We start from the raw sequence: 11,634 nt of genomic DNA on the forward strand, positions 1-11,634 counted from the left end.
CTGGAATTGCTTAGCGAAACGGTTTGCTTAGATATCGCGATCCCTGAATGCCGAAGCGCCACGGTGCTTCGGCATTTCTAGTGATGCCGATGCGTTTTCCCGAGACGACAGGCACCGGCGCAGACGGTGTCAGCGCATAGGGCGGGCGGTCGAGCGGCCTGTCGTTGATTTCGATATCGATGCCGAGCGCCTGGCAGAGCTTGCCCGGGCCGCTGCAGAGCGCCGTCAGCATATCGGTGCCGCGCCGCTCCGTCATGGCGGCAATTCCCGTTTCCGGCTCGAGCGCCCGGATCAGCACGGCCGAGCCCGGATGACAGACGAAGTTCAGGCACCAGTACATGCCGTAGATGCGGTAGATGTAGACATTGCCGGGCCGGCCGAACATGGCGCCGTTGCGCCTAGTCGGGCCGCGAAAACTGTGCGAGGCTTCGTCATCGGGGAAATAGGCTTCGGTCTCGGTGATGCGGCCGCCGGCGCCATGAACTGTGAGATGGCAGCCGAGCAGGTCGCGGGCCACAGTGATCGCGTCGCGCTCGAAAAACGCCCTGAGGCCTTCGCCGGCAAGCGCGCCGGCGCCGATCGAGCTCTTTGTCATTCCACCATCGGTCATAACCGAGGCAGATAACATTCGCTGCCGCCGCCGTCATCCCAAAACCATTTGATGAGGCCGGCCGCGTCAGCGGCCGGCATTCGGATCACGCATCGGGATCGAGGATGATGTAACCGAGACCGGATCACTGGCAGGGAAGGAATCTTCCAGACCTTCCTCCAGCTCCTCTTCGAGCAAGGCCGGATCCTTGCTGCGTGCGCCGTCGCCATGGGCTGGTTCGGTTGCTGCCGCAAGCAGGGCCCTGGCGCGCGCGACCGCATTTTCCGAAGTCAGTTGGGCTGCGCTTCGCAGCGTTACGGCAATGCTGTCTTCGCCTTCACCGCCGAATTCGACGACGAAACCGTCTTCCGTCTGATAGACGGTGATATCGCTGAGTGCCATGGCCCTTCCCCGCAAGCGCTCATATTAGCAAAGCGTGTTTTTGGAATTTTGTCGAGCGAAGACCTTCACCAGCCAATCGACGAAGACGCGCACGCGCGGCGAAAGCTGGCGGTTGCGGGGATAGAGCAGGGAGACCGGCGTCGGGGTCAGCGGAAAATCCGGGAGCACGTGGACCAGCGTGCCGTCGGACAGGTCTTTTTCGGCGTGGTAGCGCGGGATCTGGATCAGGCCGAGGCCCATCCTCGCTGCAGCAACATAGCTTTCGGCGGCGTTGACGGTGACGGTCGCGGGAATACTTAGCTTGTGTACCGTGCCATCGACGGTGAATTCGAGCGGCAGCAGACCGTCCGCGCTGCTGGAGCGGAAGCCGACCATGCGATGGCCGGCAAGCCGGTCCGGATGCTGCGGCAGGCCGCGCGCGGCGACATAGGCGGGAGAGGCGAGCGTGACCTCATCAAGCATGGCGACACGCCTGATGATCATGTCGCTGTCCGCAGGCGTACCGACGCGCAGCACGCAATCGATGCCTTCGTGCACCAGATCGACCAGCCGATCGCCTTCGCTCATATAGAACTCGATCTCGGGATAGCTCTCCAGAAAAGACGGCAGGCTCGGCAGCACGAAATAGCGCGCGAGCGTGCCGTGCACATCGACGCGCAGCAGGCCTTTCGGTCTGGCGCCGGCAAAGGCCCCTTCCGCGTTCTCGATGTCGGCGAGGATCGACAGGCAGCTCTGATAATAGGCCTCGCCGTCGAGCGTCGGGCTGACATGGCGCGTCGTGCGCTGGAGCAGGCGCACGCCGAGGCGGGCCTCGAGCTGCTTGACAGCGTCAGTAACGGTCGAGCGCGGCAGGCCGGTGTCTCCCGCAGCGAGGGTGAAGCTGCGGCGCTCTACAACGCGGCAGAACACACGCATGGCATCGAACCTGTCCATCTTCTTTGTTCGTATTTCCCGGATAGTGATGGCGGAGAATACACGATTGTCCGCCGCAGGAAAAGGCTCATCTTCTTCTCATCGAAAACGCGCTGCGGCGCAGAAGGAGAAGAACAATGGCTTCCAACAAAGACAGCAAGATCGCACTGGTCACCGGCGCTTCCCGTGGTATCGGCGCGGCCGTTGCCAGACGCCTCGCCAGAGACGGTTTCACCGTCGTCGTCAACTATTCCGGCAGTGCGGCCGCGGCCGAAGACCTCGCCCGAGAGATCGAGCAGGCTGGCGGCAGGGCGCTGGCGGCCAAGGCGGATGTCAGCGATGCTGAAGCCGTCCGGCGGGTGTTCGACGCTGCGGAAGACGCCTTTGGCGGCGTCGATGTGCTCGTCAACAATGCCGGCATCATGATGCTGTCGTCGCTTGCCGAGGCTGACGACGAAAACTTCGATCGCCAGATCGGCGTTAATCTCAAGGGCACTTTCAATACGCTCAGGGAAGCGGCCCGGCGCCTGCGCGATGGCGGCAGGGTCATCAACTTTTCGACTTCGGTCGTCGGGCTGAAGCTCGAAACCTACGGGGTTTACGCCGCCACCAAGGCCGCCGTCGAAACGCTGACGGCGATCATGGCCAAGGAGATGCGCGGCCGTAACATCACGGTCAATGCCATCGCGCCCGGGCCGGTGGCTACTGATCTTTTCCTCAACGGCAAAACGGAGGAACTCATTGCCCGCATGGCGAAGATGAACCCGCTGGAGCGGCTCGGCTCGCCTGAGGACATTGCCTGCGTGGTCGCCTTTCTCGCCGGCCCGGACGGCGGCTGGATCAATGGCCAGACGCTGCGCGCCAATGGCGGCGTGATCTGACGAAGGCGCCGTCATCGCAATCATGTGAACGAAGATTGTAGGTCTTCCCCCTTACAATCTTGTCGGGAGTGGCTATAGTTACTTTATCGCGAGAGAGTGGAGTTCCCTGACGCTCTCTCCCGAACCTCCAGAGCCTGCCGCGCCCAGTCTGCGGCGCGACAGGTCCGATGTTCAAAATTTGCGGCCCGTCGAAGGTTTCTCTTGCCTTCCGGGCCGTCTCTGTTTTGCCGCCGCGCGACATGCTCTAGAAATCGTTCAGCTTGGCCTCGACCAGGAGCTTGACCAGCCAATCGACGAAGACGCGGACCTTGTTGCTGAGGTGGCGGTTCGGTGGATAAACCACATAAAGCGGCACCGGATCGCGGCGCCAGTCCGGCAGCACGCGGACGAGTTCGCCCCGCCGCATCGGTTCACGCGCCATGAAGGTCGGCACCTGCGCGACGCCGAGGCCCGTCAGGGCCGCGGTCAGATAGGTGCGGCTGTCATTGACCGAGGCGATGCAGCGCGGGGTAGTCTCGACCATTTCGTTGCCCCTGCGAAATTCGAAGGGCAGGGTCCGGTTGTTCTGGGCGCGGAAATAACTGACGGAGTAGTGCGTGGCCTCCAAATCCTCCGGCCGTTCGGGCATGCCGAATTTCTGAATGTAGCTCGGCGAAGCGCAGGTGACGAGCTCCATCTCCGAAACGCGCCGGGCTATCAGCGACTGGTCGGTGGGCGTGCCCGCCCGCAGCGCGCAATCGACGTTTTCGACCAGGTAATCCACCGTGCGGTCGCTGACCCCCAGATCCAGACGGATGTCGGGATAGCGTTGGTAGAAATCGCAAAGTGCCGGAACGACGATGGCGTCAGCAAAGGCGCCGCTCATCTCGATGCGCAGCCGCCCGCTCGGCAAGCTTTGCGAGTTGGAGAGGCTGCCGTCGAGTTCCTCCAGCTCGGAGATGATCTGGGCGGCGCGTTCGTAATAAAGCGCGCCGTCCGTGGTCACCATGACCCGTCGCGTGGTGCGGTTCAGAAGCTTGGTGCGCAGATGCGCTTCCAGGCCCTGGATGAGATTGGTCACCGTCGCCTTGGGCATTGCGAGCATGTCGGCGGCGCGGGTGAAATTGCCCGTCTCCACGACGCGGATGAAGACGCGCATTGCCGAAAGTTGATCCATCGGTTTCAAGTCCGCAGTTTGCGTTGCACCATTATTCGAGAATCGGAACAGTGTTATCGCGATATTGCTTCTTATTCCCTGTTCTGAATAACAATATCTTTTTTATACGAAATGCAAGCGGCAGGTGCTGTGTGCCCGGCGGTTGCGTGCAAAAGAGACAGGATCGATGACGGTAGAATGGAAGGACATGATGCTGGATAAGGTGGCCATCGGCCCCGTTTCCGCGCGCGTCTACCAAGGCGCCGATTACGGCAAGGGTCCGCCGATCGTGCTTTACCTGCATGGGGGGGCATTTCTCGACAGCGAAACGAATGTCGACCGGCCGGTTGCCGTCAGTCTCGCCAAAGCCGGCGCCATCGTCGCCGCCGTCGACTACAGCACACTGTCCGGCAACCTCTTTCCGAAGGCGTTGGAAGTCTCCTTCTCCGTTTTCACCTATCTCGCCAACAAGCGCGCCGCTGGTCTCGGCGACCGCAAGTCGCTGCTATTCGTCGCCGGCGAGGAGGCGGGCGGCAACGTCGCTGCCGGAGTGGCGCTCAAGGCGCGCGATGAGATGCCGGATGCGCTCGACGGCCAGGTACTGATTTCACCGCTGCTCGATCCCTTCATGGGCACGTCGTCGATCCGCAAGGCCGAAGCGATCGGCATGCGACAGCGCTGGGCGGACGGCTGGAGCCATTATCTGAGCGGTGGCGGCTGCCACCCCTACGCGGCCCCCTGTCTCTGTTCGCGTCTTTCAGGCGTCGCGCCAGCGCTGATATTCACCGCAGAGGACGATCCTCTGCACGACGAAACACTCGGTTACGGTGCCCGCCTGAAAAAGGCCGGCGTCGGTGTGCGCCAGCATGTCCTTCCCGCCGGGACGGGCTGGCCCTCGATTTATGGTGGGAAATCTGGGGAGGCACCCGACTGGCAGGAACACGTCAGCCGCCATTTCGGACGTTTCCTACAGGACGTAAGCGTCCAACCGCAATTGCATTGAAGAAGATCTGATATTTTGGCGGCCTGGGGCCGCAAGGAGAGTACTGATGACGTCCAGAAGCAAGCGCTGGGCCCTCGTGGGCGCCGGCATAGGACTTATTGCGTCCGTTTCAGGCGCTGCATTGTTTTTCGAGCTGCCGATGAGCACGACGGCTACGGCAGCTTCCGCTCCCGCGCAGCCTCCCGCCGTACCGGTGACGGTGGCCGTGGTCGAAGCCCGCGACGTGACGGCCTGGGAGACCTTCTCCGGCCGTCTCGAAGCGGTCGATCGTGTCCAGGTCCGTCCCCGTGTCGAAGGCGCGATCCTTTCGGTGGCTTTCCGTGAGGGCGCGCTGGTGAAGCAGGGCGACCTGCTCTTCACCATCGATCCGGCTCCCTACCAGGCGAGCGTGGCGCAGGCCCAAGGCCAGGTGGCTTCGGCCGAAGCCAAGGTCAGTCTGGCGCAGACCGAGCTTGACCGCGGCCGCAGGCTTTCCGATAACCGCACCATCTCCCAGAGCGATCTCGATCAGCGCCAGAGCGCGCTGGCCGAGGCGCAGGCAGGCTTGCGTTCGGCACAAGCCGCGTTGCAGTCTGCCCAGCTCAATCTCGATTATACTCAGGTACGGGCGCCGGTTGCCGGCCGCATCGGCAAGATCGAGGTGACGACAGGCAACCTGGTTGCGGCCGGATCGGCCTCGCCTGCGCTGACGACGCTCGTTTCGGTCGATCCGATCTATGCGAGCTTCAACGCCAGCGAAGAGATGGTGACCCGCGCTCTCGCCCAGCTGCCGCAGACGGACGGCGCCCTGCCGCCCGTCGAAGAGATTCCGGTCGAGGTCGGCACGCTCGCCGACGAAGGCACGCCGATCAAGGGCAAGCTGCAGTTGATCGACAACGAGGTTGACGCATCGAGCGGCACCATCGGTGTGCGCGCCGTCTTCGATAATCCGGGCGGACGTCTCATCCCCGGCCAGTTCGTGCGCGTGCGCATGGGCCAGCCGAAGGCCGAGAACAAGATCGTCATCAGCGACCGCGCCGTCGGCACCGACCAGGACAAGAAATTCGTCTTCGTCGTCGACGGTGAGAACAGGGTCGCCTACCGGCAGGTGCAGCTCGGCGCTTTGACTGAGGGGCAGCGGGTGGTCGAAAGTGGCCTGAAGGCCGGCGAGAAGATCGTCGTCAACGGCCTGCAGCGCATCCGTCCCGGTGCCGTCGTCGTTCCGCAGATGGAAGAGAAGGTCGCGACCGCTCAGTAAGATCCCGCCTTCTCCTGCGGGGGAAGGCCGATACCCGAAATAATATGACCCGCCGGCGGCGCCTCACCCGCCGGAGAGGGAGTTTGCATCCATGTTCACCCCGGAGAGGGCTTTGAAATGAACATCTCCAGATTCTTTGTCGACCGGCCGGTCTTTGCCGGCGTTCTTTCGGTCCTCATCGTCGTTGCCGGCCTGATCGGCCTGCGGGCGCTGCCGATTTCCGAGTATCCCAACGTCGTGCCGCCGTCGGTCGTCGTGCGCGCCACCTATCCCGGCGCAAATCCGAGCGTCATTGCCGAAACCGTGGCGACACCGCTCGAAGAGCAGATCAACGGCGTCGAGGACATGCTCTACATGTCGAGCCAGGCGACGTCGGATGGCGTGCTCAATGTCACCGTCACCTTCAAGCTCGGCACCGACCCTGACAAGGCACAGCAGCTCGTGCAGAACCGCGTTTCGCAGGCCGAACCGCGCCTGCCGGCGGAGGTGCGCGCCCTCGGGATCACGACAGTCAAGAGCTCGCCCGACTTCATCATGGTCGTCAACCTCGTCTCCGACGGGAACAGCCACGACATCACCTATCTTCGCAACTACGCGACCTTGAACATCAAGGATCGGCTTGCCCGCATCCCCGGCGTCGGCCAGGTGCAGGTGTTCGGCGCCGGCGATTATTCGATGCGTGTCTGGATCGACCCGCAGAAGGCCGCCGAGCATGAACTCGCCGCCAGCGACATCAGCAACGCGATCAGCTCGCAGAACGTCCAGGCGGCCGCCGGCATTATCGGCGCCTCGCCGAGCCAGCCGGGCGTCGACCTGCAGCTCAACGTGAATGCCCAGGGCCGCCTGCGTACGCCCGAGGAGTTCGGCAACATCATCGTCAAGACGGGCGCCAATGGCGAGATCACCCGCCTTCGCGACGTCGCCCGCATCGAGCTTGGCGCCGCCGACTATACGTTGCGGTCGCTGCTCGACGGCAAGCCGGCCGTCGCCGTGGCCGCCCTTCAGGCGCCCGGGTCGAATGCGATCGAAATCGCCGACAACGTGCGCGCAACCATGGATCAGCTGCAATTGGCCATGCCTGAGGGCGTCAAATACGAGATCGTCTACGATACGACGAAATTCGTCCGCTCCTCGATCGAGAAGGTCATCGACACGCTGCTTGAAGCCATCGCGCTCGTCGTCCTCGTCGTCATCGTCTTCCTGCAGACGTGGCGCGCTTCGATCATTCCGCTGATCGCGGTTCCGGTCTCCATCATCGGCACCTTTGCGGTCATGTATGTCTTCGGCTTCTCGATCAACGCGCTCAGTCTGTTCGGATTGGTGCTTGCCATCGGTATCGTGGTGGACGACGCGATCGTCGTCGTCGAAAACGTCGAGCGCAATATCGAGCATGGCCTGTCGCCGCGCGCGGCCACCTATAAGGCGATGAAGGAAGTGTCCGGTCCGATCATCGCGATCGCGCTGGTGCTCGTCGCGGTATTCGTGCCGCTCGCCTTCATCTCCGGCCTGTCGGGTCAGTTCTATCGTCAGTTCGCGCTGACGATCGCGATCTCGACCGTCATCTCGGCCTTCAACTCACTGACCCTGTCGCCGGCCCTCGCCGCCCTTCTGCTGAAGGGCCACGACGCGCCCAAGGACTGGCTGACGCGGTTCATGGACGCGATCTTCGGTTGGTTCTTCCGTGGCTTCAACCGCCTCTTCGGCGCAGGCTCGAATGCCTATGGCAAAGGTGTTGGCGGCCTGGTGTCGCGCAAGAGCATCGTCATGGTGGTCTACCTGGCGCTGGTCGGCGCGACCTACAGCATGTTCACCACGGTTCCCGGTGGCTTCGTGCCGTCGCAGGACAAGCAGTATCTGATCGGCTTCGCTCAGCTGCCGGATGCCGCAAGCCTCGACCGCACGGAAGACGTCATCAAGCGCATGACCGATATCGCGCTCGCGCAGCCCGGCGTCGCCAATGCAATCGCCTTCCCCGGCCTGTCGATCAACGGCTTCACCAACTCTTCGAATGCCGGCATCGTCTTCGTGACGCTGAAGGATTTCGAGGAGCGTAAGACGCCGGATCTTTCTGGCGGCGCCATCGCCATGGCGTTGAACCAGAAATTCGGTGCCATCCAGGATGCCTTCATCGCCATGTTCCCGCCGCCGCCGGTCAACGGTCTCGGCACGACCGGCGGTTTCAAGCTGCAGATCGAGGATCGCGCAGGCTTGGGCAACCAGGCGCTCGATGAGGCGACCAAGGCAGTGCTTGCCAAGGCCTACCAGACGCCTGAACTTGCCGGGCTGTTCTCCAGCTTCCAGATCAACGTGCCGCAGCTCTATGCCGATCTCGATCGCGCCAAGGCCGAGCAGCTCGGGGTTTCCGTCACCGACGTCTTCCAGACGCTGCAGATCTATCTCGGCTCGCTCTATGTGAACGATTTCAATGCGTTCGGCCGCACCTACAGCGTCCGGGTGCAGGCCGATGCGAAATTCCGCGCCCAGCCGGAAGATATCGGGCAGCTGAAGGTCCGTTCGGCATCGGGCGAGATGATCCCGCTTTCGGCGCTGCTGAAGGTGGAGCCGAGCACCGGTCCCGAACGCGCCAACCGTTACAACGGCTTCCTCGCCGCCGATATCAACGGCGGTCCGGCACCGGGCTTTTCGTCCGGCCAGGCGCAGGCGGCAATCGAGAAGATCCTTCGCGAGACACTGCCTGCCGGCATCGACTTCGAATGGACGGATCTGACCTATCAGCAGATTCTGGCCGGTAATTCGAGCGTCGTCGTTTTCCCGCTGGCGCTGCTGCTGGTCTTCCTGGTGCTGGCTGCCCAGTACGAGAGCCTGACCCTGCCGCTGGCGATCATCATGATCGTGCCGATGGGCGTGCTGGCCGCGCTGACGGGTGTCTGGCTCACCGGTGGAGACAATAATATCTTCACCCAGATCGGTCTCGTGGTGCTAGTCGGCCTCTCGGCGAAGAACGCGATCCTGATCGTGGAATTCGCCCGCGAACTGGAGTTCGAGGGCAGGACGCCGCGGGAGGCGGCGGTCGAGGCCAGTCGCCTTCGCCTTCGCCCGATCCTCATGACCTCCATGGCCTTCATCATGGGCGTCGTGCCGCTGGTCGCCTCCACGGGCGCCGGCGCGGAAATGCGTGCCGCCATGGGTGTCGCGGTGTTCTCCGGCATGATCGGCGTGACCTTCTTCGGCATCTTCATGACGCCGGTGTTCTACGTGCTGCTGCGACGGCTGACGGGCAACCGTCCGCTCATCCAGCACAAGCCGGACGAGCACAAGGAGGAAGAGGCCGAGGTCATCCGGCTAGCAGCGGAATAAACGGAATTCAATCTTCCTTTGTCGAGTAAATCGGGCGGGAACTTCGGTTCTCGCCCGTATCGATTTCCGACACCCGACGAAAATGCGTTACGTTCATCAAAACGGTTGCAACCGTGGACGAGGGGACTATCAAAGACGGATAGCAGATGGGAGGATCGGCGCGGCTCCATCTCCACCATCCGGGTAGTCGATGCCGGCAAGCCGGCGCGGTTGCGGAAATGGTGACGGAATGCAGTGCTTCGCTTCTCGACTTCAAAGAGAAGAATAGCCGATCGGGAGGATGATGATGACGGACAGCCAACCGAAGAAGCGCCGCCTGCGTTCGCAGGATTGGTTCGACAATCCCGATCATATCGACATGGCGGCGCTCTATCTCGAGCGTTTCATGAATTACGGCATCACGCCGGAAGAACTGCGGTCCGGCAGGCCGATCATCGGAATTGCCCAGAGCGGTAGCGATCTGACGCCCTGCAACAGGGTGCATGTCGAGCTCGCCAAGCGCGTGCGTGACGGTATTCGCGACGCTGGCGGCATCCCCATCGAATTTCCGACGCATCCGATCTTCGAGAACTGCAAGCGTCCGACCGCCGCCCTCGACCGCAATCTAGCCTATCTCGGCCTTGTCGAGATCCTCTACGGCTATCCGCTCGACGGGGTCGTGTTGACCACCGGCTGCGACAAGACCACGCCTTCGGCAATCATGGCTGCTTCGACAGTCGATATTCCGGCCATCGTGCTCTCCGGCGGGCCGATGCTCGATGGCTGGCACGAGGGGGAACTGGCCGGCTCCGGCACCGTCATCTGGCGGATGCGGCGGAAATATGCGGCCGGTGAAATCGATCGGGAGGAGTTTCTGCAGGCGGCGCTCGATTCGGCTCCATCCGTCGGTCACTGCAATACGATGGGCACCGCCTCGACGATGAATGCGCTGGCGGAAGCACTCGGCCTATCGCTCACCGGCTGCGGCGCCATTCCGGCCGCCTACCGGGAGCGGGGGCAGATGGCCTACCGCACCGGACGGCGCGCCGTCGAGATCGTGTTCGAGGATCTGAAGCCATCGGATATCCTGACGCGGGCCGCGTTCCTCAATGCGATCCGCACCAATTCGGCGATCGGCGGCTCGACCAATGCGCAGCCGCATCTGGCTGCCATGGCCAAGCACGCCGGCGTCGAACTTTATCCCGATGACTGGCAGGTGCACGGCTTCGATATCCCGCTTCTGGCCAATGTCCAGCCGGCGGGCGCCTATCTCGGCGAGCGCTATCACCGCGCGGGCGGCACGCCGGCGATCATGTGGGAGCTGCTGCAGGCCGGAAAGCTCGACGGCGACTGTCGCACGGTGACGGGGAGGACGATGGCCGAGAACCTGAAAGGCCGCCAGGCCAGCGACCGCGAGGTCATCCGGCCTTTCGACGAACCGCTGAAGGAGCGGGCGGGCTTCCTCGTCCTCAAGGGCAATCTCTTCGATTTCGCGATCATGAAGATGAGCGTAGTCTCGGAAGATTTCCGCCAGCGCTATCTTCTGGAGCCCGGGCGGGAAGGTGTTTTCGAGGGCAGGGCGGTGGTTTTCGATGGTTCCGAGGATTATCACAGGCGCATCAACGACCCTGAACTCGGCGTCGACGAGGATACCATCCTCGTCATCCGCGGAGCGGGGCCGCTCGGCTGGCCTGGATCGGCTGAGGTCGTCAACATGCAGCCGCCGGATCATCTCCTGAAACGCGGCATCCGGAGTCTGCCGACGATCGGCGACGGCCGTCAGTCGGGCACCGCCGACAGTCCATCGATTCTCAACGCCTCGCCGGAAAGTGCAGCCGGTGGCGGCCTCGCCTGGCTTCGGACCGGCGATGTCATCCGCATCGATTTCAATGTGGGGCGCTGCGACATGCTGGTGGATGACGCCGAGATCGAGCGGCGCAAGGCCGACGGCATTCCGGCGGTGCCGGCGGATGCGACGCCGTGGCAGCGGATCTACCGCCGCTCGGTCACGCAACTGTCTGACGGCGCGGTTTTAGAGGGGGCTTCGGAGTTCCGCCAGATCGCGAAAAACACGCCACGGCACAACCATTGATGTGGTTTGAACGCAGATTGCAATCTCATGATCCAAAAAGGAACGTCGTAACGAACAGTTCACCTAGTGACCAGTTCGGGCGTCCG

At 62.9% G+C, this 11,634-nt stretch carries 9 protein-coding genes; 5 read left to right on the top strand and 4 right to left on the bottom strand.

Annotated features, from left to right (window positions below; translation table 11 throughout):
* Positions 1-10: 10 nt before the first annotated feature.
* The 3 genes from HJC04_RS02805 to HJC04_RS02815 are packed head-to-tail and all read right to left on the bottom strand — an operon-like array spanning position 11 to position 1,924.
* Complete coding sequence (locus HJC04_RS02805) at positions 11-628, bottom strand: DNA-3-methyladenine glycosylase (RefSeq protein WP_210630056.1); 618 nt, start codon at positions 626-628, stop codon at positions 11-13.
* Between the two features lie 48 nt (positions 629-676).
* A complete protein-coding gene (locus HJC04_RS02810) occupies positions 677-991 on the bottom strand; it encodes a hypothetical protein (RefSeq protein WP_210630058.1) in 315 nt (104 codons plus the stop codon).
* 24 nt (positions 992-1,015) lie between these two features.
* Positions 1,016-1,924, bottom strand: a complete 909-nt coding sequence (locus tag HJC04_RS02815; RefSeq protein WP_221144649.1) for a LysR family transcriptional regulator — start codon at positions 1,922-1,924, stop codon at positions 1,016-1,018.
* 116 nt (positions 1,925-2,040) lie between these two features.
* On the opposite strand from HJC04_RS02815, the gene HJC04_RS02820 reads away from it, so the two are divergent.
* Complete coding sequence (locus HJC04_RS02820; RefSeq protein ID WP_221144651.1) at positions 2,041-2,784, top strand: SDR family oxidoreductase; 744 nt, start codon at positions 2,041-2,043, stop codon at positions 2,782-2,784.
* Positions 2,785-3,028: 244 nt separating this feature from the next.
* Here the strand turns inward: HJC04_RS02820 and HJC04_RS02825 are convergent, their stop codons facing one another.
* A complete protein-coding gene (locus HJC04_RS02825; RefSeq protein WP_183699066.1) occupies positions 3,029-3,940 on the bottom strand; it encodes a LysR family transcriptional regulator in 912 nt (303 codons plus the stop codon).
* Between the two features lie 166 nt (positions 3,941-4,106).
* On the opposite strand from HJC04_RS02825, the gene HJC04_RS02830 reads away from it, so the two are divergent.
* The 4 genes from HJC04_RS02830 to HJC04_RS02845 all read left to right on the top strand — a co-directional run bounded on the left by HJC04_RS02830 (position 4,107) and on the right by HJC04_RS02845 (position 11,548).
* Positions 4,107-4,922 (top strand): alpha/beta hydrolase fold domain-containing protein, encoded by an 816-nt coding sequence (locus HJC04_RS02830; protein WP_183699068.1) that lies wholly within the window; start codon positions 4,107-4,109, stop codon positions 4,920-4,922.
* Positions 4,923-4,968: 46 nt separating this feature from the next.
* Complete coding sequence (locus HJC04_RS02835) at positions 4,969-6,159, top strand: efflux RND transporter periplasmic adaptor subunit (protein ID WP_183699070.1); 1,191 nt, start codon at positions 4,969-4,971, stop codon at positions 6,157-6,159.
* A gap of 117 nt (positions 6,160-6,276) precedes the next feature.
* Positions 6,277-9,477 (top strand): efflux RND transporter permease subunit, encoded by a 3,201-nt coding sequence (locus tag HJC04_RS02840; protein ID WP_183699072.1) that lies wholly within the window; start codon positions 6,277-6,279, stop codon positions 9,475-9,477.
* Positions 9,478-9,763: 286 nt separating this feature from the next.
* Positions 9,764-11,548, top strand: coding sequence for an IlvD/Edd family dehydratase (locus tag HJC04_RS02845; protein WP_221144653.1), 1,785 nt, complete (start codon positions 9,764-9,766; stop codon positions 11,546-11,548).
* The last annotated feature ends 86 nt before the right edge of the window (positions 11,549-11,634 follow it).

This window comes from Rhizobium sp. NLR8a, assembly GCF_019685235.1.
Taxonomy (GTDB): domain Bacteria; phylum Pseudomonadota; class Alphaproteobacteria; order Rhizobiales; family Rhizobiaceae; genus Rhizobium.

What these genes read in the sequence shown, in the direction of transcription:
- HJC04_RS02805 (WP_210630056.1), bottom strand. Translation starts at nt 628, where the DNA reads ATGTTATCTGCCTCGGTTATGACCGATGGTGGAATGACAAAGAGCTCG.
- HJC04_RS02810 (WP_210630058.1), bottom strand. Translation starts at nt 991, where the DNA reads ATGGCACTCAGCGATATCACCGTCTATCAGACGGAAGACGGTTTCGTC.
- HJC04_RS02815 (WP_221144649.1), bottom strand. Translation starts at nt 1,924, where the DNA reads ATGGACAGGTTCGATGCCATGCGTGTGTTCTGCCGCGTTGTAGAGCGC.
- HJC04_RS02820 (WP_221144651.1), top strand. Translation starts at nt 2,041, where the DNA reads ATGGCTTCCAACAAAGACAGCAAGATCGCACTGGTCACCGGCGCTTCC.
- HJC04_RS02825 (WP_183699066.1), bottom strand. Translation starts at nt 3,940, where the DNA reads ATGGATCAACTTTCGGCAATGCGCGTCTTCATCCGCGTCGTGGAGACG.
- HJC04_RS02830 (WP_183699068.1), top strand. Translation starts at nt 4,107, where the DNA reads ATGACGGTAGAATGGAAGGACATGATGCTGGATAAGGTGGCCATCGGC.
- HJC04_RS02835 (WP_183699070.1), top strand. Translation starts at nt 4,969, where the DNA reads ATGACGTCCAGAAGCAAGCGCTGGGCCCTCGTGGGCGCCGGCATAGGA.
- HJC04_RS02840 (WP_183699072.1), top strand. Translation starts at nt 6,277, where the DNA reads ATGAACATCTCCAGATTCTTTGTCGACCGGCCGGTCTTTGCCGGCGTT.
- HJC04_RS02845 (WP_221144653.1), top strand. Translation starts at nt 9,764, where the DNA reads ATGACGGACAGCCAACCGAAGAAGCGCCGCCTGCGTTCGCAGGATTGG.